Below are 24,526 nucleotides of genomic sequence, written 5' to 3'. Positions count from 1 at the left end.
TTTACCGATTCTCTTTCGGAGATGCCCAAATCTTCGTGAGTCCCATATCTTGGCGGAGCCAATTCAGCAGTTCCACCGTATAGTAGACCTTGTACTTGTTCAACTTTATTATATGTTCAAAGCCCGATGGCGTTTCCACATGGCATACCAGGCGGCACCCGTGCTCTGTTTCTTCAAAGACTTCAAAACCGGCCAGGCCTTCTTCCAATTTCTGGAGGAATTCCTCCGTTATCATTCCGGATTCCATGCTTATATGGACAAAATTTACCATGCTTTTGCGCACGGTGTCGAACTGGATCGCCTCTTCCACAGTAATCTGCAGTTCCTCGGTAGGCTTGCGCTCCTTGTCACGCTTGAATTCAAGTTCACCCTTCACCAAAATGCGATCGCCTTCGGAAATCTTGTCGCGGAAACGTTCCCAGTCATCTTTCTTGAAGAAGAGTTCCACATCCCCATGGAAATCACACATCATGCCGATTCCAATCGTATCGCCACGTTTTGTCTCAATAGAGCGCATCTGCGTGACAACGCCGCCGACCGCCACGCGCGACCCGACCTTTTTCCGCAGGTCATCGTAATTCAGCGAAACAGTCGTAAATCCCTTCAGTTCGGGGCGGAATTCATCCAGCGGATGCCCCGAGAGGCACATGCCCAGCACATTGCGTTCCTTGTCGAGCATTTCCATATCGCCCCAAGGTTCCGCTTCTTCAAGGACTTCTGCAGTATTTTCCAATCCCGCACCGCCAGCGCCCCCCAAGTCAAACAAGGACATCTGCCCCATCGACTTGTCTTCCTGATGCTTGGCGGCAACCTCTATGGCACGGTCGACGGTAGCCATTAACGCAGCACGGCTACCCGGCAACGAATCAAGTGCACCCGCCATGATAAGGCATTCCAGCACCTTCTTGCTCAAAGGCGGATGCTTTTCGCTGAACGAACCCTGGTATTCCGCGACACGCTTGCAGAAATCAAAAATATCCTTATAGGGGCCATGTTTATCGCGCTCGGCAACAACATCTTCAACTACGGCAAGCCCAACGTTACGGATACCCGCGAGCCCGTACAGAATCTGGCCTTCGGGATTCGCCGTAAAAACACCGTACGACGTATTGATATCGGGAGTCAGCACCTTGATTCCTAGGCGCTTGCTTTCCTGAATAATCGTCACGATATCTTCGGTCTTGCCCATTTTTGAGGTCATCGATGCAGCCATGTATTCTGCACCGTAATGAGCCTTGAGGTATGCTGTCTGGTAAGCCACGTAGGCGTACGCTGCGGCATGGCTCTTGTTGAACGCGTATCCGCAGAACGGGAGCACCGCCTTCCAAATCTTATCGATAACCGCATGGTCGTAACCACGTTCTTCACACTTCCTGAAGAACTCCGGCTCGAGTTTCGCCATCTTTTCGGGCATCTTCTTCGCCATGATACGGCGAATATTGTCAGCACCACCCAGGGTATAGCCGCCCAAAATCTGGGCAAGTTTCATCACCTGTTCCTGGTACACAATCACGCCGTAAGTTTCACCAAGAACTTGTTCCAAATCCGGGTGATAGCAGTCAATTTCTTCCCTGCCGTTCTTACGTGCAATAAAGTGCGGAATCTGGTCGATAGGCCCCGGGCGGTACAGGGCGTTCATAGCGATCAAGTCAAAAATTCGCGTCGGCTTCAGTTCGCGCAGGTATTTCTGCATACCCGGAGATTCAAACTGGAACACCGTTGTCGTCATGCCCTTGCCGAGCAGGTCAAACGTTTCCTTGTCATCCAGTGGAATATGGCCCATATCAAGGTCTATCCCACGGTTTTTCTTGACCATGCTCACCGTGTCCTGAATGATGGACAAGTTAATCAGGCCAAGGAAGTCCATCTTCAAAAGCCCGATGTCTTCGGCGTAGTGCTTGTCGTACATTACCACAGGCGTATCGCCAGGGGCGGCACGGTAAAGCGGAGCCAGGTTGTAAATCGGAGTCGGCGTAATCACCACACCACAGGCATGCACGCCCGTCTGGCGCGGTAAATCCTCCAACTTTTTCGCAATTTCCCAGAGGTTCTGGTAACTGGCGCGGCTGTTGACGAGCGCCTGCAGGGGTTCCGAGCTATAGCCGTCTTCAAGAGGATCCTCTCCCCCTTTCTTATTTTTCTTTTTACCTGTCCAGGCCTGTTCAAGGCTAAAGTTCAGCGTTCTCTGCGGGAACAGTTTTGTAATCTGCTTTGCCTCGGCAGGCGGGAGCCCCAAGACGCGGGCAACGTCAGTAATCACCGCCTTCGACTTGAGCATACCGTAGGTAATAATCTGTCCCACGCAATCGTAGCCATACTTGTCGGTCACGTACTGGATAACGCGCCCGCGGTCCCTATCCGCAAAGTCCGTATCGATATCAGGCATGCTCACGCGTTCCGGATTCAGGAATCGTTCAAAGAGCAAATCGAACTTGAGCGGGTCAATATCCGTAATGCCGATGATGTAGGTAACAAGCGAGCCTGCAGCGGAACCACGTCCCGGGCCTACGGGAATTCCGTTATCACGCGACCAGTTGATGAAGTCCCACACAATAAGCAGGTAGCCCGCCACGTTCATGTTGCGGATACAGTTCAATTCCTTGTACATGCGCTTGGCCACATCGGTCTCGCGCGCGGGGAACTTGAAGTTTTCGTCGGGGAATCGCCATTTGAGGCGTTCGTTACACAGGTGCGTGATGTAGATATCGGCGTCGCCACCCGGTTTACACCAGCGGTGCGTATTCTTTTCCCAAGCCTTGTTGTCTTCGTCGGTAAAGGGTTCCTGCGAAGCCTGGTTCTGGAATTCGGCCTTTTCCTCATCGGTCAAGGATTTCTCGTCGACGCCCTTTTCGGCGCAATAGGCGGCTATCAATTTTTTCGCCTTATCCTTGATTATCCCCAACCGTTCACGTTCATGAATTTCCGGGTACTCCGCATCGTATTCGGCCTTCATGATTGCTTTAATATTTTGGTATTCCTCGGATGCAAGGAAATCTTCCGGAATCTTGAACCGGGGCCAGAATTCATCGCCGATGCCCGTTTTGACCGTAAAGTTGCAGCGCTCGGCAATCTTGACCGTATTCTCGATAGCCCCTGGGATATGCCCGAAGAGTTTGACCATTTCTTCTTCGGTACGGAAATAGAACTGGTCGGTCGGGAAGCGCGCATCCGTAAAGTCATTCAGCGTGCACTTGAGCGAAATGCAGCGCAGCACCTTGTGCGCGGTGGCATCTTCGGGCTTAATATAGTGCACGTCGGCAACCGCCACAACCTCGCGGCCCATCTCCTGCGCCAACTTCACATTGAATTCATTCACACCACGCTGCTGCTGGATTCCGTTATCGCATACGGACAGGTAAAGATGGTCGCGGTCAAAAATCTTGTCAAGATTGTCCATGTACTCGCGAGCCTGGGCTTCGCGACCCGATGTCACGTTCTGTCCATAACGGCTAAAGTAATCGCCCGCAATGGCAATCAGACCTTCCTTGTGCTGGTTCACTACATCCAGCGGGACCGAGGGAATTTCCGCCCAGCGGTCGCTTTCCTCATAGCGGTAGCTCACAATACGGAGCAGGTTGTAATAACCCTTCTCGTTTTCGACAAGCAGGGTCAGGCGTTCATAAGTGGTCGGGTCCTTCACACTTGCACTCGGGGAATCCACGTACACGTGGCAGCCGTAAATAGTCTTTACCGGAGGGAGGCCCTTCTCCTTGCGAGCCTTGTTCATGTCCTTCCCGCGCGTCTGTATTTCAAGAATGCCGAACATGGCGCCGTGGTCTGTAAGGGCTACGGCGGGGGCATTTTCGGCTGCGGCCGCAGCCAAAATGCCATCAAGGCGAGCAGAAGACTTCAATACGGAAAATTCGGAATGAACTTGCAAATGAACAAAAGCCATACCCGCAATTTAGTAATTTCATATTTATTTATATTTAACCATATGAAACGCGCACTTATTACAGGCATTACCGGTCAGGACGGTTCGTACCTGGCTGAATTCCTTCTCGAGAAGGGTTACGAAGTTTACGGACTTGTCCGCCGCAAGAGCAAACTCGACTTTAACAACGCCGAGCACCTCAAGGGCAAGGTTACATTCATTTTTGGTGACATGACCGATTCCGCATCGCTCCTGCGCGCCATGGAAATCGCGAAACCCGACGAGATTTACAATCTTGCCGCTCAATCGTTCGTGACTACATCGTGGGAAACGCCGCTTTCTACCGCCGACATCAACGCCATCGGCGTCACCAAGCTCCTGGAAGCGGTTCGCCTCTGCAAGCCTGACACGCGCGTATACCAAGCATCCACCAGCGAAATGTTCGGTAAAGTGCAGGCCGTTCCGCAAAACGAAACGACACCGTTCTACCCGCGCAGCCCCTACGGGGTTTCCAAACTCTACGGGCACTGGATTATCAAGAACTACCGCGAAAGTTACGGTATGTTTGCCTGCTCCGGCATCCTCTTCAACCACGAATCCGAACGCCGCGGTGCCGAATTCGTTACCCGCAAGATCACCATTGCCGTCGCAAAGATCAAGGCCGGCAAGCAAGACGTGCTTGAACTCGGCAACATGGATGCCAGCCGCGACTGGGGCCATAGCGCCGACTACGTACGCGCCATGTGGCTCATGCTTCAACAGGAACAGGCCGACGATTATGTAGTCGCCACAGGCGTAACCCACAAGGTTCGCGAATTTGTACAACTCGCCTTCAAGGCCGCCGGAATGGAAATTGAGTTCCACGGCGAAGGCGAAAACGAATACGCCACACTTAAGGGCACCGACAAGGTTGTCGTGAAGGTGAACCCGCAATTCTTCCGCCCTGCCGAAGTAGACCTACTTATCGGTGATGCAAGCAAGGCAAAGAAGGTTCTCGGCTGGAAACCCGAAATCAGCTACGAACAACTGGTCAAGCGCATGGTGGATAGCGACATCAAGCTCCTTGCCGAAGGAAAGATTTGATGAAGGTCGTCATCGTCGGGGCATCGGGATTCGTCGGCAGGTACTTAGCCCGCGAACTTGAATCCGCAGGACATTCCACCGTGAAGGTGGACCTTCCCGAAGTGAACCTGCAGAACGCAGGCCAGGTGGAAGCGCTTATTGAAAGCGCCAAGCCCGACGCCGTCGTGAATCTCGCCGCCATAAGTTCGGTGGGAGCCTCGTGGAAAAGCCCCGCCGATACCATCAACGTGAACGTGAACGGAACGCTCAACCTGCTGGAAGCAATCCGCAAGCATGCTCCGCAGGCAAAGACTCTTTTAATCGGGAGCGCCGAGGAATACGCCATTCCCGAAGGCAGATCCCCGCTCAAGGAAACGGACCCGCTCGAAGCGAGCAACCCCTACGGCATCTCGAAGATTGCACAGGAAAATTTCGCGCAGCTCTACCGCAAGAAATACGGGATAAAAATAGTGTGCACGCGCTCGTTCAACCACACTGGAGTCGGGCAGACAACTACGTTTGCGCTCCCGAGTTTCGTGAAGCAGGTCGCCGCAATCGACAAGTCGGGCAAGCCCGGCAAGATTCTCGTGGGCAACCTGAGCGCTTGGCGCGATTTCTCTGATGTGGAAGACGTCGTGCATGTCTACCGCATGCTGCTCGAGAACGAGAACGAGTTCGACATCTACAACGTGGGTTCCGGCATCGCGAATAAAATCGAGGACCTGCTCAAAAACGTGATATTGAAGCTCACACCGGTGCAGATTGATATCGTCGTGGATCCCGAGAAGGTTCGTCCGGTAGAAACACCATACCTCTGCGCAGACAACTCCCGCGTGAAAAAGTATTGGAAAGGCACCGACATCCGCACGACGCTCAAGAAGATGTACGACCACTTCAGGGCCGAATCGGGTACATCTCAAGAATAGCACGCACCTTCGCGCCGACATCGCCGAACTGTTTGCGGTATTTCCTGCGAATACAAAGTTCCTGCGGGAGCATTGCCAATGCCTGCAACCAAGCCTTTAGTAGCGCCCCGCAAATGGCAACCTTCGAGAGTTTTTTCCCGTCACCCGATTGCCCGGGAACGCCGCCCTTCGCCATGTTCAGGTAACGCACGAACCCGCGGAACGGCAACTTCACAATATCTGCAAATGGCAGCAAGCGAATCGCAGTACGCAAGCGGTTCCTCTCGGAATAGAACAACTTGCGCGGGGAATAGCGCACTGTCGTCATCGAGCGTTCATGATAGACCTTCGCCTCCGGGCAGAATACCGTCTTGAACCCCGCGAGGTTATGGCGGAAATACCATTCCGTTTCCTCAAAGAACAGGAAGAAGCTTGCGTCCATCTTGCCGGCAGCCCCGGCAGCCGCCTTACGGAAACTCATCACTGCGCCGTAGCAGCCAAAAACTTCCTTCTCGCGCACATCGGCTTCGGAAATATTCAACCCGCTTGCTTCGTTTTTTGCGAAAAGGTCCGCGCCGAACTGCACGCCGACCGCATTCACTACCCCGCTCTTTTCCATCACGAGGCTTGCGACCGAGCCCGCTTCCGGGTGGCGTTCAAAACACGCAAGCAAGTTTTTTGCCCAAGCCGGGTCGAATTCCAGGTCCATATTGCAAAGCACCTGGATTTCAGAATCCATGTTGTCCAAAAGTCCGTTGCAGGCGCCTGCATACCCCAGGTTCTTTTTACTCTCGATAATCTTGCATTCAAGTTCCTGTTCCCTCAGGAGTTGAACAGAATTGTCGGCAGAAGCATTGTCAAACACGAAAACGCGCACCGGTTCGGTTTGCGCAAGCAGACTCTTGACACAGGCAGTAAGTTCCTCACCGCCATTATAATTGATTATGCCGACATCTATGCTCATAACTATCCAAAAAAGAAAGGGACCAACAGGTCCCTTCAAATATAGAATAAACGTCTAACAAGGTATTACAGCCCGTAGTAGCGGATGAAGTCGATTTCACCCTCAAAGAAGCGGTCGTGCTTGGCCTGCCTCATGGCATCGAAACCGATACCGATGTCGTAACCGAGCTGCGAGATATCACCCGTCGTCTCAGCTTCAGCCGTCAGTTCGCCATTCTGGAACACCTTGATGGATTCGGCACCACGTTCCACGCGAATGTCGGTCCATTCATCCAGAGCAAGCTTTTCGCCCTTGAGAATATTCCAGGTAATGCCGTCAGTATCCTCGTCGCGGAAATGCACCGTCAGCACGCCATTGTCGAGGCGGACAATCCAGCCATCGCCATAGCGTCCAGGAGGCTCGGCAACAATGATATTCTGCATTTCACCAAACTGGGTCGGCTTTACGCGGGTTTCAATCGCAAACGTATTGCGCTGGAACACCTTCGAGAGGCCAACTTCCAAGCCAGACCTGCCATCAAGCGCAACCGTCGTATCGGCAACCTTCGGGCTACCCACCAAATCGTGCGTAGAGTTGTTTGCCATGCGGTCAAGGCCAATAAACGTAGGTTCATTGAATTCCCAAGCCACAAGAAGCCTCTTGGACTTCACCGGCAACACGCCTGCGCTAAAGCCGTTAAAGGCTCCAAAGCGGACATAGTCCATTTCGCCGATGAAGTAGCGGTTGTGGAAAGCCTGCTGCATACCATCGAAACCGATGCTCCAGTCGTAGCGCATCTGAGTCAGATTACCCGTATAGGCGGCAGCAACGGTAAGTTCGCCATTCTGGAAAAGCTTGACACTATCGGCACTGCGTTCCATACGAATGACATTCCATTCGCCAAGAGTCATACGCTTGCCCGGGAAGATATTCCAGTCGTCACCGTTGAGATCGTCATCACGCAGGTGAACCGTCAGCACACCCTCGTCAATGCGAAGCTGCCAGCCATCCACACCACGTCCGGGGGGCTCGGCCACAATGATGTTCTGCATGGTACCGAACTGAGTCGGCTTCACGCGAGCCTCGACAACAAACTCGTTAATCTTGATATCGTCGGCCAAGGCCACGGTAAAGCCAGACTTGCCGTCAAAAGCGGCAATTCCATCTGTGGAAGCCACCGAACCTTCACCGATGGTCGCGTTGTGGCCGTTACCAGTCACGTCGAGGCCGACATTCTCGGCATCATTGAAGTCCCATTCGGCAATCCAGACCGTCTCGGGAACAGGGTCGCTCCCGCCGGCGATAGTATCGATAGGCGTTTCAACCGGTTCAACCACTTCGATAGAATCAATCGGGGTATCCTCAATCTCGTTGACCGTTTCCACATCGACCTGTTCCACATGGCCGTTATGGCAATGGCACTTCCCCATATCGAATTTGTCGAAACCAACCGTGAACAAGCCTTCCATCGTGAAGGAGCCGAACTTTTCGTTGCGGAAGGCGCCTTCGATTTTGCCGTTCACAAAAATGACAACGACCTTACCCGCAAGTTCGACGCGGATATTGTTCTTTTCGAGTTTTTCAATGCGCTTTTCGGTCTTGAACTTCTGCCATTCGCTTTCGGCATTTTCGCGCCAGGAATAAACGACGGCACCGTTTTCAACCTGGACCATCCAGGCAAAGCCCTTGCCGTCGACACCGGCAGAAGCAACCGTATAGACAGAATCGTCTTCGACCGTCACATCAGCATCAACTGCGAAGTTCGTGTTCTGGAGAACAGAATCGACTCCCGTAGAAGCGCTATCGGATTCAGCTGATTCAAACTGCCAGGAATCCACAACAGAACGCCTGAACATAGCCATGTGAGCCTTCGCATCCGAAGCACTCACAAGAGCAATCTCGCCGGACGCCCCTTCCACGCCCTCTATTGCAACCGGAGATTTAGAGTCCGTCGAATCCGACGAACATCCGAACATTCCAACCATCGCCATCGAAGCCACGGCAGGAACCATAATCCATTTTTTCATTATTTCCTCCTTTCCCTTCATGGGAAGGTCCTACAACTGAATATAATATTTTATATTAGGCTTATGCAACCCGACAATCGAAAAAAAATGACAAAAATGCTTTTTACGGCGATAAAAGTCATCGTTACCGTCGGGGGATTGGCATATATCCTGAACAAAATCCCGTTTTTTGACGCAATTTCGAACTGGAAGCCGTCGGCACTCCCCTGGTTGCTCTTTATTTTGTTTTTAACCGTCGTTCTCATGGCTATCCAGGCAAACCGCTGGCGCGGTTTATTGCTCGAGGACGGGAAAAAAGTCAAATTTCGCACTTTTTACGCCTACATTGCGCTAGGTTACTTTTTCAACAACCTGCTCCCCAGCGGGTTCGGTGGCGACGCCGTCAAGACGGTCGCATTCGGGCGCAAATTCGGGAACACGGCGAACTCCGTTGCGGCAATTGCGATATCCCGTGTCATGGGGCTGATCGCGATGTTCCTCAGTTTTTTCATCGCAATCCCGTTCGTCTTGATTCGCTACCAGGTTCCAGCCCATTACACCATCACCGTAAGCGCAGTTGCCATATTAGCCCTGGTTATCATTGTCGGGAGCCTGTTTCTGGATAAAATCAAAATTCCAGACAAACTTGTTCAAAAAGTTCCGTTCCTGCTGAAGTTGCAACAGGCTTTCGCCATCTACCGGAGCCACCCGAAGGCGTTCTGGTTATCGGGACTGGATTCCGTATGGTTGCAGATTGTGACCATCATTATCCACTACGCCTACTTCCGTGCCGTAGGAATTGATGTCGATATCGCCGTCATAACGGTATTCACCACCATCATGGTTACATTTACCATGCTCCCGATATCCATAAACGGAATCGGTATCCGCGAGAACGTGCAGGTCAGCCTTTACACGGGGCTTCTCGGAATCCCTGCCGACGTAGTACTTGCATCCACCCTGCTCAGTTACCTGCCACTGCTATTCCAGGCAGCCCAGGGAGCAATCGTGCTCCTAAAAATCCGTAAGTAACCTTTTTATCGCCTTGAACGCGCCGTCAATCGGCAATTTTTTTTACGTCACATAAAAAATTAGTGGCACATTCAATTCTTTTTTTATATTTTCATGGAAACAAGGAGAATCTTTTTTATGAACAAAGTCAAATTACTCTCAATCCTTACACTTGGCTGCCTATCAATTCTCGCCGGATGCGGCGACGACTCTAGCAGCAGTCCCGAAAGCAAGGACATATCCAGCGACCCCATCGAAACCAAGGTCGAAGTCACCGCCGGCTGCCAAGAAATTACGGACGAAGCGGACAAGGCGACAATTGAGAAAATCAAGAGCGACCTCACCGATGTCTATTCCACCTTCGGGGATGGCGACCTGAACAAGGCTCAAGAAATGAGCGCCGCAACAAAGTCCTCCGTCGAGGCAATCCTCAAAAAATATCCCGGCAACTGCGAAGCGCAGCTCGCCTACACGGCATCCATCATCTCGGATATTGCGAACAACAAGAAAATCAACAACCTGGTCGATACGCTGCTCGCCCGCACGGGTAAGCCCGGTGCATCGCTCTTCTCGCGCAACATGATGGGTTCTTCCGAGGTTTCCTTCAACCTCGCCTTCCATTCCACCGACGAACTCCGCGGCATTTTGGTGAGCGACGTGCAAGCCGCCATCGCAACCGCCATCCCGTCGCTGGATTCCGCCATCAGCTACATGACGAACATCGCGAACGACGACGCGTTCACCTGCACCTACAACATCGACGAACGCAACGTTGAACTCGACCGCGGTGAATTCGCACCGGTACTAGCCGCACTGTACGCCGCCAAGGCAACACTCACTGCAGTTGCCAGCATTAACCTCAACATCGACGAGAACGGCAAATACGACTGGATTGATTCCCTTATGGAATTAGGCGCCAAGGTAAACTACTACGACAACCACGGTTTCGAGCGTCTGTTCAAGTTTATCGGGAAAGACAGCAAGTTTACAAGCATCCATGATTCCTGGAAAAAAGAATACAAGAACATCCCGAACATGATCGACAGCGCGATTAGCTACGTGCAGTTCGGCCTGCAGTACGGGCTCGAAGAAGCAAAGAACGGCCTCAAAACCCAGGAGAACGACCTCTACATTGTGGGTGACGGCGAAGAAGCCGACCTGAGCACCGCCGACGCCCAGAAAATCATTGATTCCCTGAGCACCATCAAGACCCAGCTCCGTACCGGCTTCGACATTCACTACGGCAAAGACAAGACCATCAAGTTCGTGCCTTACAAGTGGTTCGAGAATACCGACGGCATCCAGAAGTTCTTGCCGTACCACGTGGTGAACGACAAGTCCGAATGGGTGAACCCGGACGGCGGTTTCTACTGGTCCGAAAATTTGGAATACGAAGCCTATGCCCAGAGGTACATGCAGGGTTACGTGGCTCAGGAATACTACAAGTTCAATCCCGACATAGAAAGCAACCAAGTCAGCGGGTGGGAAGACGACGAGACCTCGGGAACAATCTTCATGGATGTCTACGAACCTGAGCGCATCAAGGCAGAAATCACTTACCATGCTGACGGTTGCAAGATCAAGTTCGTCGTCAACAGCTACGTGGAAGGCGACCCCTGGACCATGATTAATAGCGACGAGCCAATAACAAAAACCGAATGGAAGATTCCCGATGTGACGCTCCCCGCAGGAATGTGCAAGGACGACAAGGGCACCATCAAGTACGCCGTCGCCTTCTACGAGAACGAGGTCCCCAACTTCGGGTACTTTACCGACAAGGACGGCAACAAGACCGAAACTATCCAGGGCCTCCTCAACGGCAAGATGGTCGATTCCGAAATCGAGAAGTACACCTTCGAAGACCTCCGCAAGATTATCATCTTCCCCGATGTCACGTTCGGCGGCATCTTCCCCGACATGACCGTAGACTCCTTCTGGGATGAATTCATCAAGGGCGCCATCGACGACGACTTCGATGAATACTACGAAGATGAAGAATACTGGGACGAACAAGAAAACGAATTCGCCATCGATTAATCAGCAGTGAATGCTTTCTTTAAATCGCTATGCGCCATAGGCTTGACAAGTCTCCTTGCAACGCCATTGGCGTATGGTGATACAAAAGGCCTCGCCCATTGTGGCGGGCTTTTTTTGCTGGATGCCGATACCAAAGAACTGAGCGGTACTTTCTGCAATGTCGCGGACACGGCGCATGCCGACAAGTATTCCGTTTTCGCCTCGTTCACGCATTACCGCATAGACGGGCTCTGGAAAGACGGCTGGGAACTTTCTTTAAGCAGCAACCGCACAATCGGTTCAGCGGGCATCCAGGCCAACTTCCGGAACATTACTTTCTCCGTAGCGGCAAGCAGCCTGCCGGCGCTAAAATCAAGCGTCACCATACACACTGCGGATTCTTCGCTGTACGCGGCAGCACTTGTCGAGCGCGGTGCTCCAGACCTTGCGACCATCCGCTGGGAATCCGAAAACGAAAACGACGAGGTCCACCTGATCGAAGGCGACTGGAATTCGCAATACCTGCGCAAGGGATTTACTGCCGGAGCAAGGTTTGCAGGCAACGAACTTGCCGCAGGCCTGCAGCACATCGGCACGACTCCGTACAACGCAAAGCGGGAATACTTTATCAAGGATTCCTCGCGCATCTGGCTCTGGAACGCCCAATACGCGCACCATTTCGAAACGAGCAAACTCGATTTCTACTATGCGGGAGCTTCTGCCGACGTGAACATTTTCGGGAACACCTGGCGCGACAACAGCACCAAGCGTTTCATGTTCGTCCCGCTAGATGTAAGCCTGCATTACGGCAGTGTCCAGTGGGAAAAGGAGACCTTCGGGCTCGATGCACGCGGCATCAAAGCCGATATCCACATGGAGCAGAACAAGAAACGGTTCTTCGAAACGTTCGCCCCGAACCGCCTGCTTCCCGTGTCCATCATGCAGACGCTTTCGTTCTCGTTCTTGCAGAAGAACTTCCTGGTGGATGCGGACGTCGACCTTTCCGCAGTTACGCTGGGAGGGCACTTTAACCCGCAATTCAACATCACGACGCACACGAAGGTTTTCCCGCGCATCGACTTGCACGGATACTACACCTACGACGAAATCGAAGTCAACAGGACATCTTCAACGACATCGTTCATAGGATACAGCGCGCAAAATGATTCCATGTCGTGGATGCTCGAGAGCTACGGGCTCGTCGCCGGGCTCGGGATTACGCTGGAGCGCGAACCCCAGGGAATTCTCCGCAATCTTTCGCTTTTCGCCAGCGCGACGCAAATCGTCCCGTTCAAGTCCGATTATACCGAGCGCACAGAACCTCCGAAAAGCGCCAGCACGGTACCGCCGGAAGGAACCACGCCCGCAAAAAACAAAAACGCCGGACTTGAATCCGGCGGAATATTCAGAAGCGGGTTTGCCGCCCACTTCGGCGCATCAATCCGTTTCTAGGGGTTTAGCCCCAGACTTCTTCCTTGAGCTCGCGGCCCCACATGTCCTTGATGACATCGTCGACCTTCTTGCCTTCGAAGAGGAGCGCATGCACGGAGTTCACGATAGGCATCTCGACACCGAGCTTGTCGGCAAGCGCCTTGGTGCTCTTGCAGGTGGGCACGCCTTCGGCCACCATCTTCATGCCGGCGAGAACCTGCTCGATGGTTTCGCCACGCCCGATGTGTTCACCCACGTAGCGGTTGCGGCTGTGCTGCGAGAGGCAGGTCACGATAAGGTCGCCCATGCCGGCAAGGCCCGCAAACGTTTCGGACTTTGCACCGAGAGCCTTGCCCAGGCGGCACATTTCGGCCTGGCCGCGGGTAAGGAGGGCTGCACGCGTGTTGTCGCCAATCTTGTACTTGCCGCTCGCCTCGAGCCCGTAGAGCACGCCGGAGGCAATCGCAATCACGTTCTTCACAGAACCGCAGAGTTCCACGCCCACGATGTCGGTAGAACTGTAAACGCGCAGGTAAGAGCAGCTCATCACCTTCTGCACGAGTTTCGCGGATTCCTCGTTCACGCAGGCGGCCACAATCGCGGTAAGGATATGGCGGCTAACCTCTTCGGCATGCGAAGGCCCGCTGAAGGCGACCATCTTGTTTTCGGTAAGCCACGGCACGTTCGAGAGCAGCACTTCGCTCATCAGCTGGTTCGTGCCTTCGAGAATGCCCTTGGTGGCACAGACGACGATGGGTTCCTTGCCCTTCGCCGGAGTCCACTTGCCCAGATTCTTCGCGACACCGCCCATAAACTGGCTCGGCACCACGATGAGCACCATGTCACAGCCGTCGAGAGCGGCATTCATGTCGGTCGTGTACTTGAAATCCGCCGGGAAGATTACGCCGGGGAGTTTGTCCTTGTACTGATGTTCCGTCGAAAGCAGGTCAACTTCGGCCTGCGAGTTTGTCCAGAACGAAACTTCGCACTTATTTTCATAGACCACCTGACCGAGAGTCAGGCCCCAACCACCAGTACCTAAAACTGTAACCTTCATATTATCTTTCCTAATCTCTTGCGTGTCACCCTGAGCGAAGCCACTTCGTGGCGAAGTCGAATGGGTCTTTTTAGATTCTTCGACTCCGCTTCGCTGCGCTCAGAATGACACTGACAATCATTCTTATAACAATCTACAATATTTATGCCTTCGCTTTCTTGCGCTTGCTGCCAAAACCGTTCTCGGTGCCGTTCAAAAGGCGCCTGATGTTCGATTTGTGCTTCACAATCACGAAAACCGCCACCAGAAGGCAGGTAATCATGAGCCCGAGGTTGATATCGTCGGGCGGGAAGGGCAACTTGAGGTACCCCATCACGGCAAAAACGCCGAGCGCGACGCACGCACCGATGCTACCCACCGAAACGTACTTTGTCGAAGCCGTGAGGACTATCCACACGCCAAAAGCCGAGAGAGCGGTAATCGGACAGAGCGCGAGGAACACGCCGAGCGCCGCAAGCACGCCCTTGCCACCGCGGAAACCCGCGAAGCAGGTGAAACTGTGCCCGAGAATCACGAGGATACCCGCGACAAGCGGAACCCAGTGGGAATAGTCCGCACCACCGGCAGCGACCTGGGATTCGCACATGCGCATGGCAATCCACGGGCCAAAGAAGCCCTTGAGCAAGTCCATGAACACCACGGGGAGCGCCGGTTTCCAGCCGAGCACTCGGAACGTGTTGGTAAGGCCCGCGTTCTTGGAGCCGTAGTCCCTAATGTCGAACGACTTTCCCTTTGCGAGCTTTGCTACCCATATCGCGCTGGGGATCGACCCCAGCAAGTACGCTATTGGAAGACTCAGTAAACTGTTCAAGTTCTTCATCCTTTCTGAGGGTTAACTTCTGGTCGAAATTCAGGCGCAGGGGCGCACCCTGCAGCTGGAATTCCTCGTAAAACTTCTTGAGCAAGTAGCGCTTGTACGATTCGTCTACCAGTTCGGGCGTGCGCGTCTCGATAGCGATGACGGGCGGCTCCACCATCACCTGGCAGGCACGGGTAAGCGACACCACGCGGGCGTTGTGGCTCGGGGGCGCCTTCTCTTGCAAGAAGTTCGCAAAACTTTCGGCGACGCGGTCACGGCCCAGCACACGGCGGCAGTTCGCATACACAGTCTGGATAGCCTGTACGATGCGGTTCACGCGCTGGCCTTCCTTGGCGCTTGCAGAGATAATCGGCACGTACTCGAGCATCGGCTCGCGTTCTAGCATTTCCTTCACCATGCGGTCGAAGGACTTTTCCGTCTTGTCCGGGTAGATATCCCACTTGTTGAGCACGAGCACCAGGCCCTTGCCCGCCTTGCGGATTTCGGTAATGATGCGGAAATCCTGCACCTCGAGCCCGCGGGTGCAATCGACCATCAGTACCGAGAGGTCGGAGCGGCGGATGCTTTCGAGCGTGCGCATGTTGCTAAAGATTTCGACTTCGTCCTCGACCTTCGCCTTCTTGCGGAGGCCCGCCGTATCGGTCACCACGAACTTCTGGCCATCGACAATGAAGTCGCAGTCGATGGAATCGCGGGTCGTACCCGGAATGTCGGAGACCACCGCGCGGTCTTCGTTCAGCAGGCGATTCAACAGCGTGCTCTTGCCTGCGTTCGGGCGGCCGAGAATCGCGAAACGGATGGGGCGTTCTTCCTTGCGTTCGCCACGCACCGGCGTCGGGAGAATCGAGACAACCTCGTCCAGGAGCGAGAGGCAGGCATAGCCCGTAAGCGCACTGATGGTGCGGGGCTGACCAAAACCGAGCTTGAGGAACTCGTAGCATTCCTGGCGGTCGCCCTGCTGCTCGCTCTTGTTCGCCACAAGGATCACCTTCTTGTCGAGCTTGCGGATAAGGCGCGCAAACTGCTGGTCGAGCTTGGTAATGCCCACGCGGACATCGACCATAAAGAGCACGAGGTCGGATTCCTCGACCGCATTGAAAATCTGCGCACGGACACTATCGGCCAGCACGTCGATGGAATCGTCGGGCAAGAATCCGCCCGTATCGACCACCGTGAACTCGTGGCCCTTGTAGTTCGCCGTCTGGTAATGCCTATCGCGGGTAACGCCGTCACGGTCAGAAACGACAGCGGCACGCCGCCCCAGGATGCGGTTGAAAAGCGAGGACTTGCCCACGTTCGGGCGCCCGATAATGCATACGACAGGTAATTTCATTAGGCGAAAATATAGAAAAACATTAGGCGAACGCCTAGAGCGTAAAGCCGCGCCTGCTGAATCTTTGCAATCTCGTTTTTAAATTTAGCAAGCAATGATTGCTGAATTATCTGCCGCACGAAAACTCATTATTCGCTCAATCAATTCTCCCCCACGTCTACCCCTTGTCTTCTTGCACATCTTTTTTGTATATTCTACCCTGCAAACATAGTGGGCGGGCAAGACCTGCCAACGACCGTATTCATATAATCATCAATTCTCGTATTTGAGGATTATATGGGTGCGGTCTTTTTTTTGTTTAAACGAGGAAATATGGGCAAAAACAGAGAAAAAACGGATGATTTCGCACCTAACCCGCTTGTGGAGTCGGGAGTTGGAAAGATGATTCAGGTCATTCGGGGCAAGCAGGTTCTGCTTGACCGTGATTTGGCGACGCTTTACGGGGTGGAAACGAAGCGTATAAATGAGCAGGTAAAGCGCAATATTGAGCGTTTTCCTGAAGATTTTTGCATACAACTCTCTTTAGAGGAATCGCAATTTCTAAGGTCGCAAAATGCGTCCTTAGAAAAAAAGGGGCAAAATTTAAAAGGAAAACACACAAAATACCGCTCTTTAGCCTTCACCGAACAAGGGGTGGCGATGCTGTCTTCGGTTCTAAAAAGCGAGTCTGCAATCAAGGTCAATATCGCCATCATGCGGGCTTTCGTGCAATTGCGTCACCTTATGATGGGTAACGGCGGTCTTATCAACCGGCTTTCAAACGTGGAAGCGAAGGATTTGGAACAGGACAGCCGCTTGACTGGTCATGACGAGCATCTGCTTGACCATGACCGTAAATTTGACGAACTTTTCGAGGCAATGGACCGTGGCGAGCTCAAGTCCAAGGGCCTTTTCTACAACAACCAGGAGTTCGATGCCTATGTATTTGTCTGTAACCTGATTCGTCAGGCAAAGAAAAGAATCGTCCTTGTCGACAGGTACGTGACCGAAAAAACGTTGACCATGATGCTCAAGCGTGAAAAGGGCGTTTCCGTGACAATCTACACCTACGACAAAAGCAAAGTCCTTGAAATGGACCTAGCCACTTACAACGAACAATATCCTGACAGTCCGATGCAAGTTTTGCCAAGTTACGGAATGCACGACCGATTCCTTTTCATCGACGATACGGCCTACCACTTCGGGGCTTCACTCAAGGACCTTGGCAAGAATACGTTCTTCTTTACGCAAGAAGATTTCACGTTGGACGAAGTGCTGAAGGAATCGCAGAAGATTCAGGCAGAAAAAGAAAGCCGTGCACTACGGAGTGACAACGTAGATTAGGGTTCTGCGGACGTTATTCCAGCGTAAATTCGCGCCGGAAGTTCTCTAAGGGCCGCAGCGACGCCGTTGTCGAGACTGCCGATGCGGTCTATATGTTCGAGTTCAAATTAAACAAGAACGGCACCGCAGACGACGCATTGAAACAGATTGATGATAAAGGATATTTAATCCCCTATACCGCAAACCAAGCCTTGGACGGAATGCCGAAAAGGCTCTTCAAGATTGGCGTGAGCTTTGACGCCGAAAGGCGCACCCTCGGCGAATGGAAAGTTGCGGAAGAGTAAAATCGGGCTAGCACCAGCCGAAAATTTGCCGGAGCATTTCGCCAGAAGGGGAAACGTTTATTTTAAACGCCCCTGCGGTTATGAGCATGGCGAGCAGGAAAATGCCGCCGACTTTCATGTACTTGCGTGAAGCGGCCCAGCAATGTGATTTTAGTTTATTTGAGTCACTGTTGACAAGCGAGCGAGCGGCACTTTCGGCAATGAGCCTGTATTTGATTTCGGACGCAAGGTCATGGCTTTCGGAATCGGGAATTTTTCGACCATCGGCATCCTTGCCCTGCAACAGAAACCTTACGCCGTCATCGGCGGAATCGGGAATCTTGTATGTAAGCTTGAACGATTCCAGCAAGAAGGTCGCAGATACGACAATGCAGAACAGCGCAGGTAACGCAACCGAAAGGAACAGCACAAAGAACCCAATGCAATCCATATACATCAGTTGCTTTGCGAGGTAGATAAATGCCGACACCATGCCCAAGAAAACCGCCGTCATCGAGAAAACGGACTGGTTTTCCTGACCTCGAAGGTCGAACGAGTTCTTCAGGTTTTCGCGGGCTTCCGAAAGGAGCGTATCCGTAGGCGACTGCCCTCCCTTGGAGAATCGCCAACCGAAGAAGTTCCGTTCCTTTGGAACTTTCGCATCGGCATCGCGCATAATCTGCACGAACTCGTCATTCCGCTTGCGGGCACTTTCAAGCCTTCCGTCGAAGTCGTCGTGGCAGATATCCGAAAGCAGCTTGAAATCCATGGAGACACCGTCCTTCCCGTAAACAAGAAGAACGAGAATGCCGACCCATGCCACAGCAACGAGAATGACGAATAGCGGTGTCATGTTTTGCTCCTTTGGTTAGGGTTCTGTGGAGGTGTCTTCGACGCAACGGATGTACCGAAGATCTCTAACAGAACTATTTCTTACATTGATCTCATCAACGCCTATTTCGGCATAATATCCATCGTCGTATTTGTCATGAGCCGTTGAAAGCCAGAAATATGTTTCGCGGGAATAGTAGAAACCATCATAATCAAAATACAATGTGAACGCCGAAAAGCCTACCCTGTCCGTTGCATCTTTCCATACCGGCACATGTTTCATCTGTAGCGATCCTGCTGTTCCCACGAAGTTTTCCAATGCACGCCATTCGGTGGTGTCAGGGATATGCCAACCGCTCGGGCAAATTCCTTGGGTACTAGACGGATTATGGTCCATTTCAGCCAGATTCATCGCTGCCAGCCAAGTATAAGCGACACCATTAACGAACGGCTTAACAACATTCATTTTCCCCTTTAAGTTGGGTGTCGAGAGGGTATCCGCATATCGCAGGTTTTCTGCCATCCAGCGTTTTCCGTCAATCACCACAGTCTTATATACATTTCCATCACGTTCATCCACAAGGTCGTCCGCATAGGCCGCATCTGGATTAGTTTCACTTGAATAATACAACGACTTCCATTGATTTAAGCGACTATCGTTTTCATACAAGTCTATAGGCTGCGCCCCTGCATAATTTTCAAAGCAACGAATAGAACTTGGAGCTGTATGGTTGTTGAAATCATAACGCCCCCTTCTGGCACTCTTTTCTGCTTGTATAGTCCACCAAGGGCCATCAATCGTCCAAAAGCGAGCATCTCTATAACCATAATACAATTCAACTTGACGGGTGGTTGTTCCTGGCATCGCCGAGAATCCGTTTGCATCAGTCGCTTCACCAAACACGCTAAATCCCCTCATTTGGCTTGCTTTTGCGTCCGATATGGTAAGTACAAATTCCATACTACTCGGGACATGCCAACCCTCTGGGCAAATTCCTTGATGCTGAAGACCTATCAAGCTACTTGCTTCGGCATTATTCCACTTCTTGTCCAAGTCATGTGCAGCGGCCCACATATACAAGGCTCCACCGATGCCACAATTTCTTGACTTATTGTCATAGCATATCGTTTGTCCCTTCAAGGTCACGTTTGCGCTACTGTCCACATAACGAAGATTTTCCGCAAACATCCTAAAGCCGTTTATAACAACGGTCTTGTAAACATTGCCATCACGCGAGTCCGTAAAATCGGCTCCGTAAGTGGCGTTCGGATGTTTCTCTGCCGTGTAGTATTCAGCCTTTTTCTTGTTCCAATCGGCAAGAGTATATTCAAACGGATGCCGCACAGGATGCCATACAAGTTTATTGTTTTGGTCAGGGTCCTGCGAGCAGATGTAGTCTATCTTGAAGTTGCCCAAGTCTTCACATTCCCATACCACGGCACTGTCGTTTGCCGTGCACAGGCTTTCCGTCGCAATTTCCGCACAGTTCGGCGTGCGCCATGTCTTTGCATCGCAAACAAGCTGATTTCCGCCATGCTTCCAGAACACACCCTGGCTATTCTCGGTACATGCGACACACAGGCCATCGTTCCTGCAAGAAAGTTCCTCATCGTTTTTCGCTTCGCGCCAGGCATTTCCGTCGCACACAAAGTAAACATTCGTATTGTAAAGGCCTAGTTTCATTTCGCCCGCGTTGCTGTCAAGGCAGGCCCAGCCGGTGGTATTGTATTGCACACGGTCCGAAACCTTGGTCCAGATGTTATTCGCACAGTTGTAGAAGTTGCCATCCGTAGCCTCGTTCATGCGCCCAGCCCTGCCTGCCGTGCACCCCATAAGGCCCAAGGTGCAATCGTTGTCGTTGCCTTTACGCCAGCCATTGTAAGCGGCACTTGTATCATACACGTAGCAAATCTTGTTTCCGTATGTCACAACGCCGATGGAGTCTCCCCATTTGGCATAGCCGTCCTCGCCTTCGGTCCATTGCTGGGTATCGATAAGCAGGTTGTTGTTCACCAGTTCCCACCTGTGGCTCGTTTCCTGACACTGGAAGAAACCGCCGTTTCGCGTATCGCGACGAATTTCACCATAAACAGCCTTGCGGCAGCCACCATACAGTTGTTCCACGTCATTCGCAATTCGCCAACCCATGCTGCCATTGTACGAACCCGTGGAGTCGAATACATACTTTGTTCCTGTCACAGAGCCATTCTTGAGTGCACCGTCGGTCGAGTCTTTCCAGCCGTAGGTGTCCTTCTCGAAGTCGCCCGACACTTCCCAGCGACCATTGTTGCGGCAAACATAGCGAGTACTCGAATACTGCTGTTTGCCTGCCGTTGCAGCCTTCACTACGCCTACGCTATCGGTTGTACAGCTGCCAAGGCCGTATTCCGCATACCAGAAACTACGCACGTACTGTTCAAAGTTCGGCACAGTGCTAGAAAGCCCCCAGCCTTTCACATTGTTACGGATTGTAGCGAGTCGTCCGGCGCTGTCGGCATCGGCAGCCCACTCCGCAATCTTCATGCGGGTATTTTCGTCGTCCCATGTCCCGTCCTTTTCCATGTCGTTCGCCACCGTCTGCAAGAGAGCAGTAAGGTCCGCCACGGAGCGGTCGCCCTGGAACATCAGGGAGAACGCAAGCAAAGCTCCATCTTCGTCGCTTGCCCCTGCAATATTCAAGTCTTCGGAGTTACTGAAGTCCGTCGCATCAATGCCAAGCAAGCCAAACACTTCCTTCTGCGCCTGTTTCTTGGCCGCACGGACCTTCATTTTCTTCTGCGTCACCAGGTAAACCACGCGCTCGTATTCCAGGTGCGTGAGCAGGTTCACGTTCACTATATTGCGGTCATTCACGTCGGTAATCGCAAACAGGGTCAGTTCGGAATTCGAGTTTTCGCCCGTCACTTCGTTGCGGTAGTAGCCCGACGCTTCGAGCATCACGTATTGGCTCACGAGCATGCGGGCGTTTATCTTGAATTCACCCTTGTCGTTCAGAATCTTGCCATTAAATGAATTACCGGTCTGAGTAAGCGTGCGACCATCTTCCATCTCGCGCACAAGCACCTTGGAACCCATCAGAAACGGCCCTTTCTGCGTCACGCCGGAAACTTCATCCAGCGAAATCGCAATCTTCTCGGAGTCGAGCACAACCTCGCCCTGCCCAGTGGTATCGGGCAATTCGCCGACATAAAGGACTGTCGATTCCGTGCCACAGGTTACGCGCACGGACAGTTCGTCAATCGTCTCCATCGAGCAGCCTGCGCCCGGCGCACCATCATTGCCATCCTTACCGTCTCTTCCGTTTTCACCGTCAACGCCATCTCTGCCATCGGCACCGTCTCTTCCGTTTACACCGTCGATGCCATCTTTGCCATCGGCACCTGGCGCACCATCGGCACCCGGCGCACCTTCCTTACCGGCAACACCCTGCTTGCCTTGAACGCCCGGCTTCCCCTGGATACCTTGCGCACCATCCTTGCCGTTGAGCACAACGCCAATGGAATCGCCACCACAAAGAATCTTCACGCCACTGCCATCAAGCAGGGGTTCCGTGGAGCAAGTCGCAGCCACGCTCCCTTCGGCAATGGCATACCACAAGCCAGCAGAACACATACGTGGGGTCGTTTCCCCCTTCACCCACACCAGTTCGCCCTCGTTCGTTGCAGAACACGGTGGGAGTTGCGAGACATCGGTCACGACTTCAACGCCAGAGCCCGCGACTTCGACGATTTTTTCAGTCGTGGTATTCTCACCGCAAGCGGAGAGAAGGAATGCGACGGAAGCAATCGTCACAATCATTTTGGACTCTATCGCCTTACGGCTCCAGAGTGACATCAGGGTGTTCTTTGTGGATTTCATAGGGTCGCTCCTTGTTAAACTTATTTCTTCACGCATCTCACGGAGATGTACTGGTCGTTGTCCATGATGTTCGCGGCGGTAAACGAACTGCCGTCACCATTCAAGTAAAGTGCGTAATGACTCGTATTCTTGACTTTTTCGGTAGATGTCCACCAGTAGCCAGATGTGCCGATTTTAGAACAGGTCTGTTCCTCGTTGCACTTGCCGCCGGGGAGTGCCGTAAATTCGAGCAGGTCGTCGCCGTTTTCGCCGGTCCAGCCGCTGTTTGCCTTGAAATGCGCTCCCGCATCGTACATATCGGCACCGGAATATTCGGCCAGGTCTTCAAGTTCCGTCTTCGTCGGCAGCCGCCAGCCTGTGGGGCAAGCTAGGTCTGCCGCTTCGTAATCATACAGTCGTCCGTATGTTTCGCAGTTTGCAGCAACGCCACCGTAGCAAAGGGTTAATCCGGAGCTCGGCTCGTATTGCAGGTTTTCTTTAAGCCAGCACTGTTCGTTTATCAGGACCGTTGCATATTCACGGTCGCCGCGCGTTATGGTGGAGTCGCCGCAGGTCCAGGCGGCAACGCTGCTGGAAGATTTTGGCTCATCATTGCTACTTGATGACGGCGGGGGTGGTTCCGTATTGCCAGAAGACGACTGTGGCGGCTGTTCCGTGTTACTAGAAGATACCGGAGCTTCAGCGCTGCTTGATGATTGCGTAGGCGTCGCTGAAGATGTTACAGGTGTTTCGCTGCTGGAAGATTTTGGTTCGTCCTTGCTGCTGGACGACGGCGGTTCCATGCTGCTTGAAGACTTCACATCATTGCACGTTCCCATTTTGCCGACACCCACAATATTAAAATGGGTAGATACCGTACCCAAATCTTGATACGCAAAAACAATGGACTGCACTTTTGTTAGCAATGTCGTAATGCTATACGATGGACCATATCCACTCTGTGAAAACTTACTCCAAGGAATATCTATGGTATGCGAACCCGCAGGAACCGTGAATCGGTAGTCGTCCCACTGCATTTTTTCCTGTTCGGCTTCATCGGGGTGGATAGCCACGTTTATCTGTTCGTCTGATTCGTAAGAAACACAGATGCCACCCCAACTGGAGATATCTACCGTACTGTTGTCCTGTGTGATAATTCCAATTCCCACATACGGAAACTCGTAGCCCGGTTTGAGATTGGCCGTACCGCAAATCCCGTTACAGGCTAAAACAACGCCTTCCCATTTGTACCCGACGGACGCATCCAGTTCAACTGTAGCAGGCCAGTCAAAATAGGAATTGCCGCTATTGCCCTCGTCATCATAATAAAACCAGTTTGTACCGATTACCGTTCCATCCGTTGCGGTGATTGTCGAAAAGCCATCCGTTGCCGTTGACCCGCACCAGATGTCGCCACAGTTCAAAACGGACGCCGTGACTCTTGAACTTGAAGACTTTACTGACGACGACGAATTTCCGACATTTCGAATACTCGAAGATGAGGAGTTTTCAAAAAGATCTCCGTTCGCGCTGCTGGAAACGTCCACAAAGCAATCATCCCCTATGCAATCGCTTGCACTGGAGGGGGTTTCCGCAGAACTAGAGATTGGGAAACTGTCGCTGGACATGATTAAACCTGCATAGTTTTCTGCCCCCGGGTCCAGCGGGTTATCGCGGTCGCCTATATCGCTACAAGCGGCAAAAAAGACGAGAAGAACTGGACCATGCAGGAGTTTAATAAGAGGGTAGCATAAGCTACTATATTCATTGCGCAACCCCAAAAAGGTAAAACAATGGCAAAAGTCAACTACAA

The 24,526-nt window shown here is 52.5% G+C and carries 15 protein-coding genes and 1 pseudogene; 7 read left to right on the top strand and 9 right to left on the bottom strand.

Annotated elements, in window-relative coordinates:
• Position 1: 1 nt before the first annotated feature.
• Entirely contained in the window at positions 2–3,895 is a 3,894-nt protein-coding gene (locus tag BUB22_RS01540; RefSeq protein WP_073113638.1) for a DNA polymerase III subunit alpha, read from the bottom strand.
• Positions 3,896–3,937: 42 nt separating this feature from the next.
• Between BUB22_RS01540 and gmd the strand changes: the two genes are divergently transcribed.
• Complete coding sequence (gene gmd / locus BUB22_RS01535; RefSeq protein ID WP_072813590.1) at positions 3,938–4,957, top strand: GDP-mannose 4,6-dehydratase; 1,020 nt, start codon at positions 3,938–3,940, stop codon at positions 4,955–4,957.
• The gene (locus BUB22_RS01530; RefSeq protein WP_073113637.1) at positions 4,957–5,862 is read left to right on the top strand and encodes a GDP-mannose 4,6-dehydratase; all 906 of its coding nucleotides are present in this window, start codon (positions 4,957–4,959) and stop codon (positions 5,860–5,862) included. Before gmd ends, BUB22_RS01530 begins: the two co-directional genes overlap by 1 nt.
• Here BUB22_RS01530 and BUB22_RS01525 read toward each other — a convergent pair.
• Complete coding sequence (locus tag BUB22_RS01525) at positions 5,831–6,805, bottom strand: glycosyltransferase family 2 protein (RefSeq protein WP_073113636.1); 975 nt, start codon at positions 6,803–6,805, stop codon at positions 5,831–5,833. The genes BUB22_RS01530 and BUB22_RS01525 overlap by 32 nt on opposite strands.
• Positions 6,806–6,870: 65 nt before the next feature.
• On the bottom strand, positions 6,871–8,811 hold the full coding sequence (locus tag BUB22_RS01520) for a LamG-like jellyroll fold domain-containing protein (protein WP_073113793.1): 1,941 nt from the start codon (positions 8,809–8,811) through the stop codon (positions 6,871–6,873).
• 87 nt (positions 8,812–8,898) lie between these two features.
• Between BUB22_RS01520 and BUB22_RS01515 the strand changes: the two genes are divergently transcribed.
• The 3 genes from BUB22_RS01515 to BUB22_RS01505 all read left to right on the top strand — a co-directional run bounded on the left by BUB22_RS01515 (position 8,899) and on the right by BUB22_RS01505 (position 13,269).
• The gene (locus BUB22_RS01515) at positions 8,899–9,822 is read left to right on the top strand and encodes a lysylphosphatidylglycerol synthase transmembrane domain-containing protein (protein ID WP_073113635.1); all 924 of its coding nucleotides are present in this window, start codon (positions 8,899–8,901) and stop codon (positions 9,820–9,822) included.
• A gap of 117 nt (positions 9,823–9,939) precedes the next feature.
• Complete coding sequence (locus BUB22_RS01510; protein WP_139258662.1) at positions 9,940–11,838, top strand: hypothetical protein; 1,899 nt, start codon at positions 9,940–9,942, stop codon at positions 11,836–11,838.
• 114 nt (positions 11,839–11,952) lie between these two features.
• Positions 11,953–13,269 carry a hypothetical protein gene (locus BUB22_RS01505; RefSeq protein WP_073113633.1) on the top strand — a complete coding sequence of 439 codons (1,317 nt, stop codon included), beginning with the start codon at positions 11,953–11,955 and terminating at the stop codon, positions 13,267–13,269.
• A gap of 4 nt (positions 13,270–13,273) precedes the next feature.
• On the opposite strand, the gene BUB22_RS01500 is transcribed toward BUB22_RS01505, so the two are convergent.
• The 3 genes from BUB22_RS01500 to der form a co-directional block, all read right to left on the bottom strand.
• Entirely contained in the window at positions 13,274–14,305 is a 1,032-nt protein-coding gene (locus BUB22_RS01500; RefSeq protein WP_073113632.1) for an NAD(P)H-dependent glycerol-3-phosphate dehydrogenase, read from the bottom strand.
• 142 nt (positions 14,306–14,447) lie between these two features.
• Complete coding sequence (gene plsY, locus BUB22_RS01495) at positions 14,448–15,083, bottom strand: glycerol-3-phosphate 1-O-acyltransferase PlsY (protein WP_175547210.1); 636 nt, start codon at positions 15,081–15,083, stop codon at positions 14,448–14,450.
• Entirely contained in the window at positions 15,016–16,458 is a 1,443-nt protein-coding gene (gene der / locus BUB22_RS01490) for a ribosome biogenesis GTPase Der (RefSeq protein ID WP_073113630.1), read from the bottom strand. The genes plsY and der overlap by 68 nt, the downstream gene beginning before the upstream one ends.
• A 276-nt stretch (positions 16,459–16,734) precedes the next feature.
• On the opposite strand from der, the gene BUB22_RS01485 reads away from it, so the two are divergent.
• Together BUB22_RS01485 and BUB22_RS01480 are read left to right on the top strand one after the other, a co-directional pair.
• Positions 16,735–17,781 carry an ORF6N domain-containing protein gene (locus BUB22_RS01485; RefSeq protein ID WP_371586726.1) on the top strand — a complete coding sequence of 349 codons (1,047 nt, stop codon included), beginning with the start codon at positions 16,735–16,737 and terminating at the stop codon, positions 17,779–17,781.
• An 8-nt stretch (positions 17,782–17,789) separates the two neighbouring features.
• Positions 17,790–18,065: pseudogene (locus BUB22_RS01480) on the top strand (PD-(D/E)XK nuclease domain-containing protein); the annotation flags it as partial.
• 7 nt (positions 18,066–18,072) lie between these two features.
• On the opposite strand, the gene BUB22_RS01475 reads toward BUB22_RS01480, so the two are convergent.
• The 3 genes from BUB22_RS01475 to BUB22_RS16010 are packed head-to-tail and all read right to left on the bottom strand — an operon-like array spanning position 18,073 to position 24,341.
• Positions 18,073–18,897, bottom strand: a complete 825-nt coding sequence (locus tag BUB22_RS01475; protein ID WP_073113628.1) for a hypothetical protein — start codon at positions 18,895–18,897, stop codon at positions 18,073–18,075.
• 15 nt (positions 18,898–18,912) lie between these two features.
• Positions 18,913–22,734 (bottom strand): FISUMP domain-containing protein, encoded by a 3,822-nt coding sequence (locus tag BUB22_RS01470; RefSeq protein ID WP_073113627.1) that lies wholly within the window; start codon positions 22,732–22,734, stop codon positions 18,913–18,915.
• Positions 22,735–22,754: 20 nt separating this feature from the next.
• Complete coding sequence (locus BUB22_RS16010; protein WP_139258661.1) at positions 22,755–24,341, bottom strand: FISUMP domain-containing protein; 1,587 nt, start codon at positions 24,339–24,341, stop codon at positions 22,755–22,757.
• Between the last annotated feature and the right edge of the window lie 185 nt (positions 24,342–24,526).

The sequence above is a fragment of the Fibrobacter sp. UWCM genome, assembly GCF_900129735.1.
In the GTDB taxonomy this organism is placed as follows: Bacteria; Fibrobacterota; Fibrobacteria; order Fibrobacterales; family Fibrobacteraceae; genus Fibrobacter.
The sequence above is the reverse complement of the archived record's forward strand: the minus strand, read 5'-3'. Positions and strand labels throughout refer to the sequence as shown.